The organism is Mycolicibacterium tokaiense, assembly GCF_010725885.1.
In the GTDB taxonomy this organism is placed as follows: Bacteria; Actinomycetota; Actinomycetes; order Mycobacteriales; family Mycobacteriaceae; genus Mycobacterium; species Mycobacterium tokaiense.
The window spans coordinates 4,022,880-4,044,891 of record NZ_AP022600.1; the positions used below are offsets into that span (position 1 = coordinate 4,022,880).

21 protein-coding genes are annotated in these 22,012 nt (G+C 69.4%); 11 read left to right on the plus strand and 10 right to left on the minus strand.

Annotated elements, in window-relative coordinates:
- On the minus strand, positions 1–666 hold the full coding sequence (locus G6N58_RS19595) for an ACT domain-containing protein (protein ID WP_172544958.1): 666 nt from the start codon (positions 664–666) through the stop codon (positions 1–3).
- Positions 667–753: 87 nt separating this feature from the next.
- Between G6N58_RS19595 and gatC the strand changes: the two genes are divergently transcribed.
- From gatC to gatB, 4 genes are read left to right on the plus strand one after another with little or no spacing between them, the layout of a single operon-like run.
- Positions 754–1,053: an Asp-tRNA(Asn)/Glu-tRNA(Gln) amidotransferase subunit GatC gene (gatC, locus tag G6N58_RS19600; protein WP_115277590.1), complete on the plus strand. Its 300-nt coding sequence runs from the start codon at positions 754–756 to the stop codon at positions 1,051–1,053.
- Complete coding sequence (gatA, locus tag G6N58_RS19605; RefSeq protein WP_115277589.1) at positions 1,050–2,534, plus strand: Asp-tRNA(Asn)/Glu-tRNA(Gln) amidotransferase subunit GatA; 1,485 nt, start codon at positions 1,050–1,052, stop codon at positions 2,532–2,534. Before gatC ends, gatA begins: the two co-directional genes overlap by 4 nt.
- 17 nt (positions 2,535–2,551) lie before the next feature.
- Positions 2,552–3,583, plus strand: a complete 1,032-nt coding sequence (locus G6N58_RS19610) for an ATP-dependent 6-phosphofructokinase (RefSeq protein ID WP_068916274.1) — start codon at positions 2,552–2,554, stop codon at positions 3,581–3,583.
- Between the two features lie 24 nt (positions 3,584–3,607).
- On the plus strand, positions 3,608–5,116 hold the full coding sequence (gene gatB / locus G6N58_RS19615; protein ID WP_115277588.1) for an Asp-tRNA(Asn)/Glu-tRNA(Gln) amidotransferase subunit GatB: 1,509 nt from the start codon (positions 3,608–3,610) through the stop codon (positions 5,114–5,116).
- Between the two features lie 4 nt (positions 5,117–5,120).
- Here the strand turns inward: gatB and G6N58_RS19620 are convergent, their stop codons facing one another.
- From G6N58_RS19620 to G6N58_RS19630, 3 genes are read right to left on the minus strand one after another with little or no spacing between them, the layout of a single operon-like run.
- On the minus strand, positions 5,121–5,810 hold the full coding sequence (locus G6N58_RS19620; RefSeq protein WP_115277587.1) for an FAD-binding oxidoreductase: 690 nt from the start codon (positions 5,808–5,810) through the stop codon (positions 5,121–5,123).
- Entirely contained in the window at positions 5,807–6,400 is a 594-nt protein-coding gene (locus G6N58_RS19625; protein ID WP_115277586.1) for a molybdopterin-dependent oxidoreductase, read from the minus strand. The genes G6N58_RS19620 and G6N58_RS19625 overlap by 4 nt, the downstream gene beginning before the upstream one ends.
- Positions 6,401–6,410: 10 nt before the next feature.
- Positions 6,411–7,559 carry a PQQ-dependent sugar dehydrogenase gene (locus tag G6N58_RS19630; RefSeq protein WP_083230666.1) on the minus strand — a complete coding sequence of 383 codons (1,149 nt, stop codon included), beginning with the start codon at positions 7,557–7,559 and terminating at the stop codon, positions 6,411–6,413.
- A 146-nt stretch (positions 7,560–7,705) separates the two neighbouring features.
- Here G6N58_RS19630 and G6N58_RS19635 point away from each other — a divergent pair, with 146 nt between their 5' ends.
- A complete protein-coding gene (locus G6N58_RS19635) occupies positions 7,706–8,605 on the plus strand; it encodes a DoxX family protein (RefSeq protein ID WP_115277585.1) in 900 nt (299 codons plus the stop codon).
- Position 8,606: 1 nt separating this feature from the next.
- Here the strand turns inward: G6N58_RS19635 and G6N58_RS19640 are convergent, their stop codons facing one another.
- Positions 8,607–9,008 (minus strand): PH domain-containing protein, encoded by a 402-nt coding sequence (locus G6N58_RS19640; RefSeq protein WP_083230667.1) that lies wholly within the window; start codon positions 9,006–9,008, stop codon positions 8,607–8,609.
- A 243-nt stretch (positions 9,009–9,251) separates the two neighbouring features.
- Between G6N58_RS19640 and G6N58_RS19645 the strand changes: the two genes are divergently transcribed.
- From G6N58_RS19645 to ilvC, 3 genes are read left to right on the plus strand one after another with little or no spacing between them, the layout of a single operon-like run.
- A complete protein-coding gene (locus tag G6N58_RS19645; protein ID WP_068916298.1) occupies positions 9,252–11,120 on the plus strand; it encodes an acetolactate synthase large subunit in 1,869 nt (622 codons plus the stop codon).
- Positions 11,120–11,617: an acetolactate synthase small subunit gene (gene ilvN / locus G6N58_RS19650; protein WP_068916299.1), complete on the plus strand. Its 498-nt coding sequence runs from the start codon at positions 11,120–11,122 to the stop codon at positions 11,615–11,617. Before G6N58_RS19645 ends, ilvN begins: the two co-directional genes overlap by 1 nt.
- Before the next feature lie 47 nt (positions 11,618–11,664).
- Complete coding sequence (gene ilvC / locus G6N58_RS19655; protein WP_179968228.1) at positions 11,665–12,666, plus strand: ketol-acid reductoisomerase; 1,002 nt, start codon at positions 11,665–11,667, stop codon at positions 12,664–12,666.
- A 63-nt stretch (positions 12,667–12,729) separates the two neighbouring features.
- Here the strand turns inward: ilvC and G6N58_RS19660 are convergent, their stop codons facing one another.
- From G6N58_RS19660 to G6N58_RS19675, 4 genes are all read right to left on the minus strand, one after another.
- The gene (locus G6N58_RS19660) at positions 12,730–14,475 is read right to left on the minus strand and encodes a PGRS repeat-containing protein (protein ID WP_163908269.1); all 1,746 of its coding nucleotides are present in this window, start codon (positions 14,473–14,475) and stop codon (positions 12,730–12,732) included.
- Between the two features lie 61 nt (positions 14,476–14,536).
- Entirely contained in the window at positions 14,537–15,373 is an 837-nt protein-coding gene (locus tag G6N58_RS19665; protein ID WP_115277583.1) for an IclR family transcriptional regulator, read from the minus strand.
- Positions 15,374–15,407: 34 nt separating this feature from the next.
- Positions 15,408–16,115, minus strand: a complete 708-nt coding sequence (locus G6N58_RS19670) for a class I SAM-dependent methyltransferase (protein WP_163908272.1) — start codon at positions 16,113–16,115, stop codon at positions 15,408–15,410.
- Positions 16,116–16,150: 35 nt separating this feature from the next.
- A complete protein-coding gene (locus G6N58_RS19675) occupies positions 16,151–17,581 on the minus strand; it encodes a phytoene desaturase family protein (RefSeq protein ID WP_115277582.1) in 1,431 nt (476 codons plus the stop codon).
- Positions 17,582–17,612: 31 nt separating this feature from the next.
- On the opposite strand from G6N58_RS19675, the gene serA reads away from it, so the two are divergent.
- From serA to G6N58_RS19690, 3 genes are read left to right on the plus strand one after another with little or no spacing between them, the layout of a single operon-like run.
- Positions 17,613–19,199 carry a phosphoglycerate dehydrogenase gene (gene serA, locus G6N58_RS19680; protein ID WP_068916306.1) on the plus strand — a complete coding sequence of 529 codons (1,587 nt, stop codon included), beginning with the start codon at positions 17,613–17,615 and terminating at the stop codon, positions 19,197–19,199.
- Positions 19,196–20,206: a 3-isopropylmalate dehydrogenase gene (locus G6N58_RS19685; RefSeq protein WP_068916307.1), complete on the plus strand. Its 1,011-nt coding sequence runs from the start codon at positions 19,196–19,198 to the stop codon at positions 20,204–20,206. The genes serA and G6N58_RS19685 overlap by 4 nt, the downstream gene beginning before the upstream one ends.
- Positions 20,207–20,241: 35 nt before the next feature.
- Positions 20,242–20,775 carry a hypothetical protein gene (locus tag G6N58_RS19690; RefSeq protein WP_232068119.1) on the plus strand — a complete coding sequence of 178 codons (534 nt, stop codon included), beginning with the start codon at positions 20,242–20,244 and terminating at the stop codon, positions 20,773–20,775.
- Here G6N58_RS19690 and G6N58_RS19695 read toward each other — a convergent pair.
- Entirely contained in the window at positions 20,772–21,971 is a 1,200-nt protein-coding gene (locus G6N58_RS19695) for an MFS transporter (protein WP_068916309.1), read from the minus strand. The genes G6N58_RS19690 and G6N58_RS19695 overlap by 4 nt on opposite strands.
- Positions 21,972–22,012 lie beyond the last annotated feature (41 nt).

Below are 22,012 nucleotides of genomic sequence, written 5' to 3' on the forward strand. Positions count from 1 at the left end.
TCAGCGCAGGATGGTCGCCACGATGCCGGCCAGATACCCGAGCCGGGCCACCTCGGAGGGGCGGAAGTCGGGGCCGCCGGGGCGCCCGAGGATCACCGCGACGTGCGGGTCGCCCAGCGGGGCGGCGGCCAACGTCGTGTCGAAGTCGCGCCACACCTGAGGCACCCAGTCGGCGGTGCCGTCGAGCACCGTCGCACGCTCCAACGGCAACCATGGGGCTGACTGCGCCTGCGTCTCCGGGGCTGCCGGGCTGCCCACCACCCGCTCGATCCCGGCTTCGCTGTGGCGGGCCACCGTGCACCAGCCCACCCGCAGCACCCGCGGGGCCTCGTCTGCCAGCACCTGCAGCTTGCCCGCCGGCGGTGCCGCGGCGATGTGGTCGATGAGCTCCAGTTCGCGGTGCGCCTCCAGCAGCCCGGTGTGCGGGCGGATGCTGTCCACGCGAATGCCCTCGAGCCGCTCGGCCGCGGTGATCAGCATGTCGGGCATGGCGCCGGGCGGGAGGTCCACCACCAGGTCGTCGATGGCGTAACCCGAGGTGCGCTCCACCACGTCGAGGGACAGGATGTCGGCGCCCACCGACCCGAGCGCGACGGCCAGAGAGCCGAGGCTGCCCGGTCGATCGTCCAGCTGGACCCGCAGCAGATACGAAGGCACGCGCAACACTGTCGCACAGTGTCGTTTTTTTGGCCGACTGCGTGGGCCTACTCCGGGCGCAGGTCGACGCCTTTTACATCTGTAGGCTGGTCACCCGTGTCCCAGATCTCCCGAGATGACGTGGCCCACCTGGCCCGACTGGCCCGACTGGCGCTGACCGACGACGAACTGGACAGCTTCTCCGGTCAGCTGGATGCGATTCTCGAGCACGTCAGCCGCATTCAGGCCGTCGACGTCACCGATGTCGCGCCCACCGGAAACCCGCTGAAGGAAGTGAACGTCACCCGTCCCGACGTGGTGGGGCCCTGCCTGACCCAGGAGGAGGCGCTGGCCGAGGCGCCCAACGCCGTCGACGGCCGCTTCGCCGTTCCGCAGATCCTGGGGGAGAGCCAGTGACCGACCTGATCCGCCATACCGCCGCCGAGCTGGCCGACGGTATCGCCGCCAAAGAGTTCTCGTCTGCCGAGGTCACGCAGGCGCACCTGGACCAGATCGAGGCCACCGACCAGCGGTATCACGCGTTCCTGCACGTGGCCGCCGACAAGGCATTGGCCGCCGCGGCCGAGGTCGATGCTGCCGTCGCCGCCGGCGAGCAGCTGCCGTCGGCGCTGGCCGGTGTCCCGCTGGCACTCAAAGATGTGTTCACCACCACCGACATGCCCACCACCTGTGGCTCCAAGATCCTCGAGGGGTGGACCTCGCCGTACGACGCCACCGTCACCGCCAAGCTGCGCGCGGCCGGCATCCCGATCCTGGGCAAGACCAACATGGACGAGTTCGCCATGGGCAGCTCGACGGAGAACTCGGCGTTCGGCCCCACCCGCAACCCGTGGGACACCGACCGGGTGCCCGGCGGGTCCGGCGGCGGCAGCGCCGCGGCGCTGGCGGCATTCCAGGCGCCGCTGGCCATCGGCACCGACACCGGCGGGTCGATCCGTCAGCCCGCCGCCCTGACGGCCACCGTCGGCGTCAAGCCCACCTACGGCACCGTGTCGCGGTACGGCCTGGTGGCGTGTGCGTCGTCGCTGGACCAGGGCGGGCCGTGCGCCCGCACGGTGCTCGACACCGCACTGCTGCATTCCGTCATCGCCGGGCACGATCCGCGGGATTCGACGTCCGTCGACGCCGCGGTGCCCGACGTCGTGGCCGCCGCCAGGGCCGGCGCCACCGGCGATCTGTCCGGGGTGCGGATCGGAGTGGTCAAGCAACTGCGCCAGGGGGAGGGCTACCAGCCGGGGGTGCTGGCCTCCTTCAACGCGGCGGTGGAGCAGCTCAGTGCGCTCGGCGCCGAGGTCAGCGAGGTGGACTGCCCCAACTTCGATCACTCGATGGCGGCCTACTACCTGATCCTGCCGTCGGAGGTGTCGTCCAACCTGGCGCGCTTCGACGCCATGCGGTACGGCCTGCGCGTCGGCGATGACGGCACCCACAGCGCCGAAGAGGTGATGGCGCTCACCCGCGCCGCCGGCTTCGGCCCAGAAGTCAAGCGCCGCATCATGATCGGAACGTACGCGCTGTCGGCGGGTTACTACGACGCGTACTACAACCAGGCGCAGAAAGTTCGCACCCTGATCGCCGGCGACCTGGACGAGGCGTACAAGAAGGTGGACGTGCTGGTCTCACCGGCCACACCGTCGACCGCGTTCCGCCTGGGGGAGAAGGTCGACGACCCGCTGGCGATGTACCTGTTCGACCTGTGCACCCTGCCGCTGAACCTGGCGGGCCACTGCGGCATGTCGGTGCCGTCAGGCCTCTCGCCCGACGACAGCCTTCCGGTGGGGCTGCAGATCATGGCACCCGCGCTGGCCGATGACCGGCTCTACCGTGTGGGCGCCGCGTACGAGGTGGCTCGCGGTGCGCTGCCGACCGCAGTCTGAGAGGGCAGGATAGAAGCATGCGTATTGGAGTTCTGACCGGCGGGGGCGACTGTCCTGGACTCAACGCCGTCATCCGGGCGGTGGTCCGGACCAGCGATGCGCGGTACGGCTCGCAGGTCGTGGGGTTCCTGGACGGTTGGCGGGGGCTGCTGGAGGATCGTCGGATCCAGCTCGCCAACGACGACCGCAACGACCGCCTGCTCGCCAAGGGCGGCACCATGCTGGGCACCGCCCGCACCAACCCGGACACGCTGCGCGCCGGCCTCGACCGGATCAAGCAGACGCTGGAGGACAACGGGATCGACGTACTGATCCCGATCGGCGGCGAGGGCACGCTCACGGCTGCCAGCTGGCTGGCCGACGAAGGGGTGCCGGTGGTCGGTGTCCCGAAGACCATCGACAACGACATCGACTGCACCGACGTGACATTCGGTCACGACACCGCACTGACCATCGCCACCGAGGCCATCGACCGCCTGCACAGCACCGCAGAATCGCATCAGCGGGTGATGCTGGTGGAGGTGATGGGTCGCCACGCCGGCTGGATCGCCCTGAACGCGGGCCTGGCCTCCGGTGCCCACATGACGCTGATCCCGGAGCAGCCCTTCGATGTCGAAGAGGTCTGCCGACTGGTGAAACGACGCTTCCAGCGCGGAGATTCACATTTCATCTGTGTGGTGGCCGAGGGTGCCAAGCCGGCCGAGGGGTCGATGCAGCTGCTGCAGGGCGGCATGGACGAGTTCGGTCACGAGCGCTTCACCGGGGTGGCCCAGCAGCTGGCCGTCGAGGTGGAGAAGCGGATGAACAAAGAGGTGCGCACCACGGTGCTGGGCCACGTCCAGCGTGGCGGCACCCCCACGCCGTACGACCGGGTGCTCGCCACCCGCTTCGGGGTCAACGCCGCCGACGCAGCGCATGCCGGTGAGTACGGGATGATGGTGTCGCTGCGGGGCCAGGACATCGGCCGGGTGCCGCTGGCTGACGCCACCAAGCAACTCAAACTGGTGCCCCAGAGCCGTTACGACGATGCGGCGGCGTTCTTCGGCTGAGGGCCGCACCATTAGGATCGACGCATGACTGTCGCCACCGCTGAACTGCTCGACTACGACGAGGTGATCGCCAAGTACGACCCCGTACTGGGCCTCGAGGTGCACGTCGAGCTGTCCACCGCGACCAAGATGTTCTGCCCGTGCTCCACCACCTTCGGCGCCGAGCCCAACACCCAGGTCTGCCCTGTGTGCCTGGGTATGCCGGGCGCCCTGCCGGTGCTCAACGAGGCCGCCGTGGAGTCGGCCATCCGGATCGGCCTGGCGCTCAACTGCAGTATTGCGCCGTGGGGCCGGTTCGCGCGGAAAAACTACTTCTACCCCGACCAGCCGAAGAACTACCAGATCAGCCAGTACGACGAACCGATCGCGGTCAACGGCTACCTGGACGTGCCGCTCGACGACGGCAGCACCTGGCGGGTGGAGATCGAACGCGCCCACATGGAAGAGGACACCGGCAAGCTCACCCACCTGGGCAGCGAGACCGGCCGCATCGCCGGCGCCACCACCTCGCTGGCCGACTTCAACCGTGCGGGTGTGCCGCTGATCGAGATCGTCACCAAGCCGATCGAGGGCACCGGCGCGCGGGCCCCGGAGATCGCCCGCGCCTACGTCACCGCACTGCGCGACCTGCTGCGTGGCCTCGACGTCTCCGACGTCCGGATGGATCAGGGCTCGATGCGCTGCGATGCCAATGCGTCACTGAAACTCAAGGGCGCCAAGGAGTTCGGTACCCGCACCGAGACCAAGAACGTCAACTCGCTCAAGAGTGTCGAGGTTGCGGTGCGCTACGAGATGCGCAGGCAGGCAGCGGTTTTGGAGGCGGGCGGCACCGTCACCCAGGAGACCCGGCACTTCCACGAGGACGGCTACACCAGCCCAGGCCGCGCCAAGGAAACCGCGGAAGACTACCGGTACTTCCCCGAGCCCGACCTCGAGCCGGTGGCTCCCAGCGACGAACTGGTGGAGCGGTTGCGCGCCACCATTCCCGAGCTGCCCTGGTTGGCGCGCAAGCGGATTCAGCAGGACTGGGGCATCTCCGACGAGGTGATGCGCGATCTGGTGAACAACGGCGTCATCGAACTGGTGACGGCGACCGTGTCTGCCGGCGCGTCCAGCGAGTCCGCGCGCGCCTGGTGGGGCAACTTCCTGGTGCAGAAGGCCAACGAGAGTGGTGTCGAGGTTTCGGCGCTACCCATCACACCGGCGCAGGTGGCCGCGGTGGTCAAGCTCGTCGATGAGGGCAAGTTGTCCAACAAGCTGGCCCGGCAGGTGGTCGAAGGTGTGCTCGCCGGCGAAGGCGAGCCCGAGGCGGTCATGACCGCCCGCGGCCTGGCGCTGGTCCGCGACGACTCCCTGATCCAGGCCGCCGTGGACGAGGCGCTGGCGGCCAACCCCGACATCGCCGAGAAGATCCGCGGCGGCAAGGTGCAGGCCGCCGGCGCGATCGTCGGGCAGGTCATGAAGGCCACCAAGGGCCAGGCCGACGCCGCGCGGGTGCGTGAGCTGGTGTTGGCGGCGTGCGGAGCCGGCTGACGTTCTAGGTGCCGCCGTAGCGTTCGGTCCTGATGCGCATCGGATCATGTCCGGCGCTCACCAGCAACGACGCGGCGCGCTCTACGAAACCCGTTGAGCCGCAGACGTACACCGAGGGCCGCAGGGGCGCGCCGATGGTGTGGGCAGCCACCGCGGCCGCGTTGATGCGGCCGGCGGTGGCGGTGTACTGCCAGTGCACCTGCACGCCGTCGGTCGCGGCGAGCTCGTCGGCGAAATACGCGTGTTCGCGGGTGCGCACCGAATAGAACAGGCGCATCTGCGCCGTGCTCCCCGAATCCCGGTGCGCCCGCACCATCGCCGTCAGCGGCACCACCCCGGAGCCGCCTGCGATCAGTTGGACGGCCTCGGATTGGGTGGGGCGCCAGACGAAGTAACCCCCGATGGGCCCTCTGATCTCCATCTGATCACCGGGGCGCACGTCGTCGACCAGGTAGGGCGACACCTCCCCGTCGGGGAGACGGTCGACGGCCAGTTCCACCTGCTGCGCGGGTCCATAGGAGGCCAGTGAGTAGGAGCGCACCGCTTGGTACCCGTCCTCGGCGGTCAGTCGCACATCAACGTGCTGTCCGGCCAGGCTGCCCGGCCAGCCGGGCACGTGCAAGGTCAGCAGGGCTCCGTCGGGGGTCGCCCGCCGTGAGTCGGCGACCGTCGCGGTGTACCACGTGGCGCTCACCAGTAGCGCTGCTCCTGCCACGGATCGCCGTAGGTGTGGTAGCCGTTCTGCTCCCAGAACCCGGGGTCGTCGTCGGGCTGCAGGACGATGCCCCTGACCCACTTGGCGCTCTTCCAGAAGTACAGGTGCGGCACCAGCAGCCGCACCGGGCCGCCGTGCTCGGGCTCCAGCGGCTCGCCGTCGAACTCGTAGGCCAGCCAGGCCTGCCCGTCGAGCAGATCGGCCAGCGGGATGTTGGTGGTGTAACCGCCGTAGGAATGCACCATGGTGTAGTCGTCGGACGTCGAGACGCCGGCGAAGATCTCCGCCAGGGACACGCCGCGCCACTGAGTGCCGAGCTTGGACCATCGGGTGACGCAGTGGATGTCGGTGTGGACGTCCTCTGCGGGCAGCGCGGTGAACTCGTCCCAGGACCAACTCTGCAGCGGACCCGACCTGTCGGCGATCACGAACTGCCATTCGGTGAGCTCGATCTGCGGTGTCGGACCGGCCGAGAGCACGGGGAAGTCCGTCGTCAGATACTGCCCGGGCGGTAGTTCGGGTTCCGATTCGCGCCTGCGGGCACCGAACCCGCGGGAGATGACTGCCACCGGATCATTATCAGGTGATCTCGGCCTCGCTGCGCGGGAAGCCGCCCCCCTGCGGGAACAGCGGGAACACCACGTCGTCGAGCCGGCCGGCATCACCTTCGGTCTTGTTGACCGTTGCTGCCCAGACGTTTCCGTCGCCGGACAGCTGCAACGCCCACGCGTGCCCGTGCTCGTCCTGGCGCACCACCTCGGGTTCGCCGGTGACCGCGCCGGTGCCCTGCGCCAATCGCACCGCGACCGTCTGCTTGGTGTTCACCAGGTTCACCAGCACCGTGCCTTCGAGCGCGGCGCAGCCGGCCACTCCGGGCTTGGCCGGCCACTCCCACACCGTCGAGACCTGGGAGTCCTTGGTGACACGCTGGAGCCGATCGGCGGTGGGGGTGCGATCGGTGACGTAGAGCGCGCCGTCTGCCGGGTCGACGCACATGCCCCCGGCGGCGCCCATCCCGGACATGGCCGTGGTGGTGGGCGCCTGGTCCACCGTGGTGGGTTGTTCGATGCGCAGTACCTTGCCGGCCAACGACGCCGGATCGGCGGCTGCGGCCGGGTCACCCGCATTGCCGGTCTGCACCAGCAGGGTGGTCGGGCTGGTGAACACCAGCGAGCCCGCGTTCCCGGTGGCGCCCTTGGGAATCCCCGTCAAGATGTCTTTCGGGACATCGCCGTCCGCGATGCGGACCACCCGGTTGTCGGTCGGGGTGCTGATGTAGGCGTACATCAACCGGTCCTGCGAGTACGTGGGGGACTTGACGATGTCGAGCAGCCCGCCGTCACCGGAGCCGTCCACCGGGATGGTCAGAAACACCTTCGGCTCGGCGCTGATCGACACTTCCTTGACCGCACCCGTGGTGCGCTCGGCCACCAGGGCGGTCTTGCCGTCCCCGCCCATGATCAGGCCGCTGGTGCTCTCCAGACAGCCCTGCATGACGCCGGGGGCCGGGCACTCCTTGGGGAAGGGCTTGGCCGGCAACGGAGGCGGCGGAGGAGGCGTCGTCGGAGGCGGCGGTGCCATCTGCGGCTCGGTGGTGAACGGCTGGGACTGGGCGTCGTCGAATCGGGCGCAGCCGGTGGCCAGAACCAGTGTGGCCGCCAGCCCCACACACGAGGCCGTCAGCACCCGCCGTTTCCGTGACGAGGTGCTCGCCCGCCGGTTCACCATGCCAGCCAGGTTACGGATTGTTCGCACCTGTTCGCCACGCCCGGGCGGCCCGCCCAGGACCCAGCCAGGGAAACGTCATCAATTCGGCATGTAAAAGCGCCGCTCAAATCCCGGGATCCTGGGATTTTGGTCTTACCCTGGCAGCCGTGACGAGTGCAGCGAACGACCCACTCTGGCAGCGGCCCGACACCGCGACCGGTTCTGCCGGAAGCACGGGTACTTCCAAGCCGGGTTCGGCCAGCCTGGTCGACCCCGAGGACGACCTGCCATCGGCGACCTACGGTGGCGATTTCGAAACCACCACCATTCCCCATTACGGCGAGTATCCCTCGTCGCACGGCGGGCAGTCCGTGCCGCAGGCTTCCCCGTACGGGTCCGTGGGGTACAGCAGTCAGCCGCCCAGTGCCGGACTCGGGGTGCTCAGCGATCCGGAACCGCTGCCCTACGTGCAGCCGCAGGCGGCCCGCGGCCCGATGATCGGGCCCACCGAGATCGAGCCCGAGGACTACGACCGGGCCCGCAGAGAGAACCGCCGCGGCACCCAGGACCTGGGTCTGATGGTCCTGCGCGTCGGGTTCGGCGCCCTGATGATCGTGCACGGCCTGCAGAAGCTCTTCGGCTGGTGGGGCGGCAGCGGGCTGGGTGGCTTCCAGCAGTCCATCGAGGGCCTGGGATACCAGCACGCGGACATCCTCACCTATGTGGCGGCGGGTGGGCAGGTTGCCGCCGGTGTGCTGCTGGTGCTGGGGCTGTGCACGCCGGTGGCCGCCGCCGGCGCCCTGGCGTTCCTGGTCAACGGCCTACTGGCTGCCATGTCCGAGCAGGGTGGGCTGGCGTTCTTCCTGCCCGGCGGTCAGGAATTCCAGATCACGCTGATCGTCATCGCGGTGACGCTCATCCTGGCCGGCCCGGGGCGCTACGGATTCGACGCGGGCCGCGGTTGGGCGCGCCGGCCGTTCATCGGATCAGTGGTGGCACTGTTGCTCGGCGTTGGGGCCGGAGTCGCGGTGTGGGTGCTGCTCAACGGCGCCAACCCGTTGGGCTGATCTACTTGTAGGGGTTGGGCACCCGGCCCCCGCTGGCCTCGGTCAGCAGTGGCAGCGTCGCGAACGTCACCGCGGGCAGCCGCAGCGTGCTGCCGTCGGTGAGCTGGGCGCGGGCCCACGCGCTCTTGACGAACCGCAGCCCCTCGATCTCCTCCCATGCCACCGTCCTGCTGCCCAGCAGGGAGCGGGCGGTGACGCCGGTGCGGTCGGCCACGGTGCGCCAGCGCACGACACACGCCGACAGCACCAGCGGCAGCAGCAGCACCGGAGCAGTCCACGGCCAGCTCAGCACCGGGATCAGCAAGCCCAGGGTGAAGAATCCGACTGCAAAGTGCGCCATCTGCGACATCCGGATCACGGTCGGTTTGTCGGTTCGCGCAGATGGAGAAGTCACGTCTACCATCCTCCCACTTCTGGGTCGCGGTCCAAATTTGACTCATCAGCTGTGCGGAAGCTAACGTCACGTGTTATGCGTCTTCTCGGCATGCTCGTAGTAATTGGTCAGCGCGTTGGTGCGTGACCGCTTTTAGCTACTCGCACCGCCAACGCGCAACCCTCGGACAGCACCTCGCTGACGGGGGTTTTTTGTTGCCTGCCGACCGGATTCGCACGTAAGTAACCCGACAAGATGACTACAGAGGACACCGTGAGCGCACCCACGAAGCGACCACCGGACCCCGCCGCGCCCAAGCCGGCGAACGGAACCCCGGTGCATGCTGGTAAGCCCGCAGTCAACAACGCCCCGAAAAGGGTTGCGCCGCATCAGCTCACCGGTGCCCAGTCGGTAGTCCGCTCACTCGAGGAACTCGACGTCGACGTCATCTTCGGGATTCCCGGCGGCGCTGTGCTGCCGGTGTACGACCCGCTGTTCGACTCGCAGAAGCTGCGCCATGTGCTGGTCCGCCACGAGCAGGGCGCCGGCCACGCGGCCAGCGGTTACGCCCACGCCACCGGCAAGGTCGGCGTCATGATGGCCACCTCCGGCCCCGGCGCCACCAACCTGGTGACCCCGCTGGCCGACGCCCAGATGGACTCGATCCCCGTCGTCGCCATCACCGGTCAGGTGGGCCGTGGATTGATCGGCACCGACGCGTTCCAGGAAGCCGACATCTCCGGCATCACCATGCCGATCACCAAGCACAACTTCCTGGTCCGCGACGGCAACGACATCCCCCGGGTGATGGCCGAGGCCTTCCACATCGCCCGGTCGGGGCGCCCGGGCGCGGTGCTGGTGGACATCCCCAAGGACATCCTGCAGGGCGAATGCACCTTCAGCTGGCCGCCGGAGATGGACCTGCCCGGCTACAAGCCGAACACCAAGCCGCACAGCCGCCAGATCCGTGAGGCGGCCAAGCTGATCGCCGCCGCCCGCAAGCCCGTGCTGTACGTCGGCGGCGGCGTCATCCGCGGCGAGGCACACGAGCAGCTGCTGGATCTGGCCGAGCTGACCGGCATCCCGGTGGTCACCACGCTGATGGCGCGCGGGGCGTTCCCGGACAGCCATCCGCAGAACCTGGGCATGCCGGGTATGCACGGCACGGTGGCCGCGGTGGCTGCCCTGCAGAAGAGCGATCTGCTGATCGCTCTGGGCACCCGCTTCGACGACCGCGTGACCGGCAAGTTGGACTCGTTTGCGCCGGAGGCGAAGGTCATTCACGCCGACATCGACCCCGCCGAGATCGGCAAGAACCGGCACGCCGACGTCCCTATCGTCGGCGACGTCCGCAACGTGATCACCGATCTGATCGAGGCATTGCGCTCGGAGGGGATCGGGTCGGCATCGCTGAACATGGCGAACTGGTGGGAGTACCTGTCCACGGTTCGCTCGACCTACCCGTTGAGTTACGCCCCCCAGAGCGACGGCAGCCTGAGCCCCGAGTACGTCATCTCCAAGCTGGGTGAGATCGCCGGACCCGACGCGGTGTACGTGGCCGGGGTGGGGCAGCATCAGATGTGGGCGGCGCAGTTCGTCAAGTACGAGAATCCCCGAACCTGGCTGAACTCCGGCGGTCTGGGCACCATGGGCTTCGCCGTCCCGGCGGCCATGGGCGCCAAGTTCGCCCGGCCTGAGGCCGAGGTGTGGGCCATCGACGGCGACGGCTGCTTCCAGATGACCAATCAGGAGCTGGCCACCTGCGCCATCGAGGGTGCCCCGATCAAGGTGGCACTGATCAACAACGGCAACCTGGGGATGGTTCGACAGTGGCAGACGTTGTTCTATCAAGAGCGCTACAGCCAGACCGATCTGTCCACCCACACCCGCCGCATCCCCGATTTCGTCAAGCTCTCCGAGGCGCTGGGGTGTGTCGGATTGCGTTGCGAGCGTGAGGAAGACGTCGAGGAGGTGATCAACCAGGCCCGGGCCATCAACGACCGACCGGTGGTGATCGAGTTCGTCGTCGGCAAGGACGCGCAGGTGTGGCCCATGGTGGCAGCCGGCGTGAGCAATGACGAGATCCAAGCCGCGCGCGGCATCCGCCCGCTGTTCGGTGACGTGGAAGAAGGGCACGCCTGATGGCCACCACCCACACACTCAGCGTGCTGGTCGAGGACAAACCCGGCGTGCTGGCCCGCGTGGCCGCACTGTTCTCGCGACGCGGCTTCAACATCCAGTCGCTGGCGGTCGGTGCCACTGAGCAGAAGAACCTCTCGCGGATGACCATCGTGGTCTCGGTGGAGGATTTTCCGCTGGAGCAGATCACCAAGCAGCTCAACAAGTTGATCAACGTGATCAAGATCGTCGAGCAGGACGAGGAGAATTCGGTCTCCCGCGAGTTGGCTCTGATCAAGGTGCGCGCCGACGCGGCCACCCGCGGACAGATCATCGAAGCTGTCAATTTGTTCCGGGCAAAAGTGGTGGATGTGTCCGCGGAGTCACTCACCGTCGAGGCCACGGGCACGCCCGGTAAGCTCGAGGCGCTGCTGCGCCTGTTGGAGCCCTACGGCATCCGCGAAATCGCCCAGTCCGGAATGGTCACTCTGGCGCGCGGCCCGCGCGGCATCGGCAAATAAGCGCGCATAGCGAACAGGAAGAGAGAGAAGTAACAGTGGCAGTTGAGATGTTCTACGACGACGATGCAGACCTGTCGATCATCCAGGGACGCAAGGTCGGCGTCATCGGCTACGGCAGCCAGGGGCATGCGCATTCGCTGTCGCTGCGCGACTCGGGCGTCGACGTCAAGGTGGGCCTGCGTGAGGGATCGAAGTCCCGCGAAAAGGTCGAAGAGCAGGGCCTGGCTGTCGACACCCCGGCCGAAGTGGCCAAGTGGGCCGACGTGATCATGCTGCTGGCGCCGGACACCGCGCAGGCCGAGATCTACTCCAGCGACATCGAGCCCTACCTCGAGGACGGCAACGCGCTGCTCTTCGGCCACGGCCTCAACATCCACTTCGGCCTGATCAAGCCTCCGGCCAACGTGACCGTCGGCATGGTCGCCCCCAAGGGCCCCGGCCACCTGGTGCGCCGCCAGTTCGTCGACGGCAAAGGTGTGCCCGCGCTGATCGCCATCGCCCAGGACCCCAAGGGTGAGGGCCAGGCGCTCACGCTGTCCTACGCCAAGGCCATCGGCGGTGCCCGCGCCGGCGTCATCAAGACCGACTTCAAGGAAGAGACCGAGACCGATCTCTTCGGCGAGCAGGTGGTGCTCTGCGGCGGCACCGAGGAGCTGGTGAAGGCCGGCTTCGACGTCATGGTCGAGGCGGGTTACGCCCCCGAGATGGCGTACTTCGAGGTGCTGCACGAGCTCAAGCTGATCGTCGACCTGATGTACGAAGGCGGCATCGCGCGGATGAACTACTCCATCTCCGACACCGCTGAGTTCGGCGGCTACATCACCGGCCCGCGCATCATCGACGACGCCACCAAGGACCGCATGCGGGCCGTGCTGAAGGACATCCAGGACGGTACCTTCGTCAAGCGCCTGGTCGCCAACGTCGAAGGTGGCAACAAGGAGCTCGAAGAGCTGCGCAAGAAGAACGCCGAGCACCCCGTCGAGGTCACCGGCAAGAAGCTGCGCGACCTGATGAGCTGGGTCGACCGGCCGATCACCGAAACGGCTTAAGCACCACGCGATTTCGGCGCGCTGGTAACCGCACAGCGGTTACCAGCGCGCCGACTTCGTTTTTCAGCCGGCGCCGCCTGCGCCGCCCGCGCCTCCGGCGGCGCCGTCGTCGGGAGACTGCCCGGGGCTGCCCGCCGTGCCCGGTGCTCCGCCGCCGCTGACCCCGCCGCTTCCTCCGGTGCCGCCCCCGACATCGGCGTTCCCCTTCCCGCCGGTTCCGCCATTACCGCCATTGCCGTTTCCGGCACCTCCCTGGCCGCCTCTGCCGCCGGTGCCCCCGACGCCCGGTCGGTCGACATCGATCTCGCCCACCCCAGTGTCGCCACCGCTGCCTCCGGCACCGCCGGTGCCGCCGAGTCCCGCGGTGGCACCTGTTCCGCCGGTGCCACCGGTACCACCAGTACCACCTCTGCTGATCACGGCCGGGTCCTGCGGGGTTCCGGCGCCCGCGCCGCCGGTGCCGCCGCGACCGCCGGTACCTCCGTCGCCGCTGGTTCCGCCGCCGGCTCCACCGGCGCCACCTCGGCCGCCGCCGCCGCCGATGGGTGAGTTCAGTGCGAAGTCGATTCCGGGACTTCCCGTGCCACCCTCGCCGCCGCTACCGCCGTCGCCGTCTGCCCCGTCTGCCCCTGCGGGGCCGAATGTTCCTTGCAGTCCGCTGCCGCCGCCGGCTCCACCGAACCCTCCTGCGCCACCACCGCCGCCGGTTCCCCCGGTGCCACCGTTGACGTTCTCCCCGACGAGGGCGCCGCTGCCACCGTTGGTGCCGCCCGTCCCGCCGGTGCCCCCCGTGCCGCCGGACTGCCCGGCGCCACCAACGCCGCCGGTGCCGCCGGCGCCCAGGTAAAGCGCACCATTACCGCCGGCTCCGCCATTGCCTCCGATTCCGCCGCCACCACCTGTGCCGCCCGCGCCACCGATGCCGCCGCGGTCGTTGAGCGCGGCGGCCGTTCCGCCGGTCCCGCCGGCGCCGCCGTTCCCGGCTGTGCCGCCGGCTCCGCCTGCGCCCCCGTCGCCGCCGTTGCCGATGAACAGGCCGCCGTTACCGCCGCGACCGCCCGCACCGCCGGTGCCACCGGCGGTGCCCGCCGAGCCCGCGCCGCCTTCCACTGCGGGCAGGCCATCGATCCCGACAGCGCCGTCGACCCCGGCGAGTCCCGCCCCGCCGGCCCCGCCATTGCCGCCGTTGCCGAACAGCAGTCCGCCGTTGCCCCCGTTGCCGCCCGCTTGGCCGAGTGCGCCGGCAGCGCCGTTGCCGCCGTTGCCGATCAGCCAGCCGCCGTTGCTGCCGTCGGCACCCGGGGTGGTGCCGTTGGCCCCGTTGCCGATGGCGCCCAGGGTGACGGCCAAGAGAAACGCGTTGATGGGATCGGCGGCGACGATCCCGGATGCCGCGAACACGCCGGGTCCCGCGGACGTGGGCACAAATGCCAGTCCGGATGGCCCGTGGCCATCGTGGAGGTACGACAACGGTTGTGCCGCAGACAGTCTCGGGCTCGCCGCCGGATCTGCCTGGACCACGGCGCGCAGTGTCCACATGGTGGACGCCGGCGCGGCCGCTGGATCCACGGCGACGGCGAAGATCGGACGCACGGCGGACGCCTCGGGCGGCAGGCTGGCGATGACCAGCGCCGCCGTCGTCAGGGCCGCGGTGCGCTGCGGTGGGTTCGGGATGTCCGGCGCCACGGTGGTGGCGCCCAGGAACGGGGCCTGCGCGGTAATGGGTGCGGGCCGGGCCGCGGACACCCCCGTAGTGACCGCGAGTGCGGTGATCGCGGTGGCGGCGGTGAAGGTCTGTCGACTGGTCATGCCCGCACTCTGCGGCACCCCGGCGCCGATGCGCAGCGGCGCCGTACCACTGAGTGATACGTCAGCCCGTGGGCCAGGTGTACCCGATCTCGGTGCGCCGGTTGAAGATCGGTGTGTTCCATACATCCAGCGCCGAGGGTTCGGCGTCGGCGATCTCTGCGGAGAGGTCATTGGCCAGGGAGAGCAGGGCGGACCGGGTGCCGCGCGCTTCGATGGCGTTGCTGCGTCCGCCCACCCCGAGCACCCCGATGAGGTTGCCGTCCGAATCCCGCAGGGAGGCCGCCATACACGACACCCCCAATGCGGTCTGCTCGGCTTCGTGGGCGAAACCGGTGTCCCTGGCCTGGTCCAGCAGCGAGCGCAACCGGCCGCGATCGGTGACCGAGTGGCGTGTGAACGGCGTCCACCCGCCCCGCAGGACGTCGGCGGCCATCTCGGGGTTCTCGGCGGCTTCGATGCGGCCCACGGCGAACAGCGCCATGGCCGGCCCCATCCGCGAGACCGACGGGAAGCAGGGCCAGGTCATCTCGACGGCCTGGTCACGGCCGAACGCCGCACCCGCCAGTGTGAGGACACCGTCGTTCATCCGGGCGAACCAGGCGGCCTGACCACGGGTCCGGGTGTGCAGATCCTGCAGATAGGGCTGCACCGTGATGGCCGTGCGCTGCCGATGTGCTGACAGCAGGCCCTGGCGCAGCAACCGGTCTCCGGGTAGATAACCCTCGGAAGTGCGGCGCAACATGCCGCGGTCGGTGAGGTCGCCGGCGATCCGGCGGACCGTCTGCTTCGGGATGCCGGTGCGGCGCGTCAGGATGGCCAGCGGCAGAGGTCCGGCAGCTTCGACCACACAGTCGAGGATGGCCACCGTGCGGCCGACAACGGTGTGATCGTCGGTCATGGCGGCCCCCTGTGCTCCGCTGACCAGGATAAATCTAAGCGGGCGCCTGCGCGAGGAAAGTGTGCACGATGTTGCGCTGCCATCCGGGCACGGTCTCGCTGCGGACGTCGGTGAATCCTGCCGTCCGCAAGCGCTGTTGGAATGCCGACGCCCCGTCGAAGCGGTTCACGCTGCGGCGCAGATACCGGTACAGCTGGGCGTCGCCGGTGCGGAACTTGCCGGTCGGGATGATGACCGCGGTGGCCACGAAATTCCACAATGCGGTGGACGCCCGGGAGTCGCGCACCGAGTATTCATGCACCGCAAGTGTCCCCCCGGGTTTCAGCAGCTCCCGGAACGCTCGCAACTGGGCATCGGCGTCGTTCACATTGCGGATCAGGTAAGCGGCGAAGATGCCGTCGAACGGGCCGTGCACCCCCGCCTCGGCGATGCGCTCGATGTAGCTGTGCACGAAGCTCACCGAGTCCGGCCAGTTCTTCTTGCGGGCCTGGGCGAGCATGCCGGCCGACCCGTCGACCGCGACGATCTCCGCCTCCGGGGCGACGGCCAACAGCGCCGCGGTGGACAGGCCGGTGCCGCACCCGGCGTCCAGCAGGCGTAGGCCGCGACCGCCGTTCGGCAGATTCATGCGCTGCGCGGACAGGCGTAGGTGCTCGTTGTAGCCCGGGTTGGCGCCCACCAGGGCGTCATAGGAATCCGCGCCCGGGTCGAACGCGGTGGGGACGTCGCCGGTTGCGGTCACAGCGCTTTTCTACCCATTCTCCGAGAACACAACCGTCAGGGTGCCAGGCTCGGCACGGTCTTGATGCCGAATTCGCGTTTCAGCACGGTGCGGGCCGCGTAGAAGCCGGCCATGCCGTGTACGCCGCCACCCGGTGGGGTCGCCGACGAACACAGGTACACCCCCGAGATCGGGGTGGTCCACGGGTTGAGGCGCAGCGCCGGGCCGGTCAGCGCGCTGAACATGTTGTTGCCGCCCACCCCGATGTCGCCGCCGATCAGGTTGGCGTTGTGGTGGTCCAGTCGCGCCGCCGGGGTACTGCGCACCGCCACCACCAGGTCCCGGAAGCCGGGCGCGAACTTCTCGAAAATGCCTGTGACGGTTTCGGTTTGGTCTTCGGACGAATTGAACGGGACGTGGGCATACGTCCACAGTGGACGGCGTCCGGCGGCGTCGATGCGGCCGCGGTCGGCCAGGTGCGGAAGCGCGGCGAGCACCATCGGCCACTCGGGGTGGCGGCCCGCGGCGATCTCCTTTTCGGCATCCGCCATGTTCTCCCGCGTGCCGCCCAGATGCAGGGTCGGCGCGTCGGCCAATCGCGGATCGGTCCACGGGATCTCCCCGGACAGCACGAAGTCCACCTTCGCCACGCCCGGGCCGAAACGGTAGTTGCGCAGTGTCGTGGCGTAGCGCTGCGGGATCCGGTCGCCGTAGAAGTCCAGCAGGGCCGTGGGAGAGGTGTCGTAGACCACCACCCCACGCGGCGCAGCCGTGACCGGTTCACCCGCGGTGATGACACCGCCGTGGGCTTGCAGGTCGGCGATCAGGGCGTCCGCGATGGCCTGACTGCCACCGACGGGTACCGGCCAGCCCACCGAGTGCGCCAGCGTGGCCAGCATCAGCCCCGCCCCTCCGCACACCAGGGAGGGCATCGGTGAAATAACATGTGCGGCAACGCCGCTGAACAACGCGCGGGCGTCATCCCCGCGCAACAGCCCCCAGGCCGGGGTGCCCTGCTCGAGGATGCGACGGGCGACGTGCACGGCGGCCAGCAGATCCGGCGGCACCGAGCGCTTGTCGCCCAGCAGCAGCCCGACCACACCGGGGGAGCGCTGCGCCAGCGGGCCGAGCAGCCGTCGCCAGGACGCCCCGTCGGACAGTTCGGCGGCGGTGCGCTCGATGTCGCGATACCCGATCGCGGCCGGCCGGCCGGGCAGCGGGTTGCCGTAGGACACCTCGGGCACCGACAGCGCCACGCCGCGGGCGGGCAGGTCGAATGCCGAGAGGAACGGCGAGGCCAGCGCCAGGGGGTGGATGGCCGAACAGATGTCATGGGCGATTCCCGGGAACTCCGGGTCGGGGAGAGTGCGCGACCCGCCGCCGCAGGTGCTCTGCGCCTCGAAGACCTGGACCGACAGCCCCGCTCGGGCGAACACAACAGCAGCTGCCAGACCGTTGGGCCCGCTTCCGACGATGGTGACGTCCACGGGACAATTAGAGCCCACTACGCTGTCTGCCGTGAGCTTGCCTGTTGTTCTGATTGCCGACAAACTCGCCCAGTCCACCGTCGCCGCCCTCGGCGACCAGGTGGAGGTGCGGTGGGTGGATGGACCGGACCGTCCGAAACTACTGGCCGCGGTGGCGGACGCCGACGCGCTGCTGGTGCGCTCGGCCACCACAGTGGACGCCGAGGTGCTGGCCGCCGCGCCCAAGTTGAAGATCGTCGCGCGCGCCGGTGTCGGCCTGGACAACGTCGACGTCGACGCCGCCACCGCCCGCGGTGTCCTGGTGGTCAACGCACCCACGTCCAACATCCACAGCGCTGCCGAGCACGCGTTGGCTCTGCTGCTCTCGGCCGCACGGCAGATTCCGGCGGCCGACGCCACGCTGCGTGAGCACACCTGGAAGCGCTCGGCGTTCTCCGGCACCGAGATCTACGGCAAGACCGTCGGCGTGGTGGGTCTGGGCCGCATCGGCCAGCTGGTGGCCGCCCGCCTGGCCGCCTTCGGCACCCACGTCGTCGCCTACGACCCGTACGTCTCGGCGGCCCGCGCCGCCCAGCTGGGCATCGAACTGCTGACGCTCGACGAGCTGCTGGGTCGCGCCGACTTCATCTCCGTGCACCTGCCCAAGACTCCCGAGACCGCGGGCCTGATCGGCAAGGACGCCCTGGCCAAGACCAAGCCGGGCGTCATCATCGTCAACGCCGCCCGCGGCGGGCTGATCGACGAGCACGCCCTGGCCGACGCGATCACCAGCGGCCACGTGCGTGCCGCCGGCCTGGACGTGTTCTCCACCGAACCCTGCACCGACAGCCCGCTGTTCGAGCTGCCGCAGGTGGTGGTGACCCCGCATCTGGGTGCCTCCACCGCCGAGGCGCAGGACCGGGCCGGCACCGACGTCGCCGCGAGCGTACGTCTGGCGCTGGCAGGCGAATTCGTGCCCGACGCGGTGAACGTCGGTGGCGGCGTGGTGGGCGAGGAGGTGGCGCCCTGGCTGGAGATCGTGCGCAAGGCCGGTGTGCTGCTGGGCGCCCTGTCCGCCGAGTTGCCGGTCTCGCTGGCCGTGCAGGTGCGCGGCGAGCTGGCCTCCGAAGAGGTTGAGGTGCTGCGCCTCTCGGCGCTGCGCGGACTGTTCTCCGCGGTGATCGAAGACCAGGTGACGTTCGTCAACGCGCCCGCGCTGGCCGCCGAACGCGGTGTGGTGGCGGAGCTGAGTACCGCGACCGAGAGCCCCAACCACCGCAGCGTGGTCGACGTGCGCGCGGTCTACGCCGACGGGTCGACCAACAACGTGGCCGGAACCCTGTCCGGTCCGCAGCAGGTGCAGAAGATCGTCCAGATCAACGGACGCAACTTCGATCTGCGCGCCGAGGGCGTCAACCTGATCGTCAACTACAACGACCAGCCGGGCGCGTTGGGCAAGATCGGCACCCTGCTGGGTGGGGCCGAGGTCAACATCATCGCCGCGCAGTTGAGCCAGGACGCCGACGGCGAGGGCGCCACCATCATGCTGCGCTTGGACCGGGATGTGCCCGCCGATGTTCGTTCCGCGCTCCGCGCCGCCGTCGACGCCGTGACCCTGGAAGTGGTGGACCTGTCGTGAAACTCGCTGTCATCCCCGGCGACGGGATCGGTCCCGAGGTCATCGCCGAAGCCGTCACCATCCTGGACACCGTGCTGCCCGGCGTCGACAAGACCACCTACGACGTGGGCGCCCGGCGTTACCACGCCACCGGCGAGGTGATGCCGGACGGGCTGGTCGACGAACTCAAGGGCCACGACGCGATCCTGCTGGGCGCCATCGGCGATCCCTCGGTGCCCAGCGGGGTGCTGGAGCGGGGTCTGCTGCTGCGCATGCGGTTCGAGCTCGACCACCACGTCAACCTGCGCCCCTCCAAGCTGTACCCCGGGGTGAGCAGCCCGCTGGCCGGTGCGCCGGACATCGATTTCGTGGTGGTACGGGAGGGCACCGAGGGGCCCTACACCGGCACCGGCGGCGCCATCCGGACCGGCACCCCACACGAGGTGGCCACCGAGGTCAGCCTGAACACCGCCTTCGGTGTCGAGCGGGTGGTGCGTGACGCGTTCGTCCGGGCGCAGGCGCGTCGCAAGCACCTCACCCTGGTGCACAAGACCAACGTGCTGGCCTACGCGGGCAAGCTCTGGTCGCGCGTCGTCGCGGAGGTGGGCCAGGAGTTCCCCGACGTCGAGGTGGGCTACCAGCACGTTGACGCCGCGACCATCCATCTGGTGACCGACCCGGGTCGCTTCGATGTGATCGTCACCGACAACCTGTTCGGCGACATCATCACCGACATCGCTGCGGCGGTGGCGGGCGGTATCGGGCTGGCCGCCAGCGGCAACATCGACGCCACCCGCACCAACCCGTCGATGTTCGAACCGGTGCACGGCAGTGCCCCCGACATCGCCGGTCAGGGAATCGCCGATCCCACGGCGGCCATCATGTCCGTGGCGCTGCTGTTGGCCCACGTCGGAGAGGCCGACGCCGCGGCGCGGGTCGACAGCGCCGTGGCCGAGCACCTGGCGACGCTGGACGGACAGCAGTTCTCGACTTCGCAGGTCGGTGCCCGGATCGCGGGGCTGCTGTAGCCCGTCGGTTCGCAACGCTCCGGCGGCAGTGCGTGCTGTTCGCCGTCGGCTCGACGTTGTTCGCCGTCGCCACGATCCCGCACGTGGGACCGCCTGCGGTGGCGGCGAACCTGCTGTGTTTCGTCGGTTCCTGGTTCTTCACCACCGCGGCCTGGATGCAGCTGGTGCGCACCGATGAGGTCCAGCGGGCGTCCTGGCTGTGTGCGGCCGTCCAATTCGCCGGCACCATCTTGTTCAACGTGAGCACCGGCACGGCGGTGTGGGCGAGCGCGGTGAGCACCGAACAACGGTTCGTCTGGGCCCCGGACGCCACCGGCTCGGTGGCCTTCCTGATCAGCGGTGTGCTCGGGGTGGTCGCGGTGGCCGTGCTGCGCTCCCGCGACGGGCTGGCCGCAGGCGTCAACCTGGCGGGGTGTGTCGCGTTCGGCGCCTCCGCAGTGGGCGCGTTCGTATCCGGTTCCGGTGCCAGCGAGAACGCCACACTCGCCGATCTGGGAACCTTCCTGGGCGCACTGTGCTTCCTGGTGGCTGCACTGCTGGTAGTGCCGCGCCGGGCGGGACGGGCTTAGGCCGGCTCGGTGTGCAGCGGGTCGGCGTCCACGGGGACCAGGGGCACCGCCAGCAAGGGGAACAGCGCGCAGACGGCGAACGCGGCCGGGTAGCCGGCGATCCCGATCAGGCCGCCGAACAGCGGGGCCGAAATGGCTTGGGTGAGATGCTGACTGGTGTTCTGGGTGCCCAGTGCCCGACCACTCCAGAACGGTCCGGCGATCTCGGCGATGGCGGTGAACGCCAAGCCGTTGTCGGACACGGTGACCGCCGACGCCAGCAGCATGAACCCGATGCTCACCGGCGAGTTCAGCCAATCGGTCAGCGCCAGCAGTCCCATGGTCACCGCGGCCGCCACCGAGATCGCCCGGATGGGTTTCAGGCGCGCGCCCACCCGGTCCGACCAGTACCCGGCCACCACCCTGGCGCCGGCTCCGAGCAGTTGGGCGGCACCGACCAGCAGACCCGCCGCGGTGGGGGACCACCCGCGGTCGGCGATCAACCACACCAGCGTGAAAGTCCACACCAGCGCCTGGGGGATGACCAACAGCACCGACACCAGATGGATCCGGGTCAGGGCCGAGGATCCGCGGTAGGGATTGCTGAGGTCTGCGGCCGGGGCGTCGGCACGCGGTGGCCGTGGCGGGTCGAGGACGCCGATCCCGCAGATGACCGCGGAGATCGCACACACCGTGGCGGGGAACAGCAGGGCGGTCGAGATGCCCTCGCCCGCAGCCAGTGACGGGATCACCAACGCCCCCAGTCCGGCGCCCAGCGGCACCGCGGTCTGGCGGATGCCCATCACCAGCCCGCGCTGGTGTGGAGGGAACCAGCCGACCACCAGGCGGCCGCTGGCGGCGTTCGAACTGGCCGCGGCCATCCCGCCCAGGAACAGCAGCACCCCGACCGCCAGGAGCGAATCCACCGTCGCCGCGCCGAATGCGGCGGCGGCGGTCAGCGCCGCGCCGGCGGTCAACACGATCCGTTCCCCGAGGCGATCCACCGCGTAGCCCCACAGGATCAGCGTGGTGACCATGCCGAAACTCGGCAGCGACGCAACCAGCCCGGCGGCGGCCAGATCGAGCCCGCGTTCGGCGTGCAGGGTCGGGATCATGAAGGCGATCCCGTTGATGAAGACGTTGGTGAACAGCGTGGACAGCAGAGCGAGCACCAACATCGACCAGCGGCGTGCGGTACCGATCGAGTACGGGGGCATACCGCCATGCTGCCACCGCCATCCCAATATGCTGAACTTCT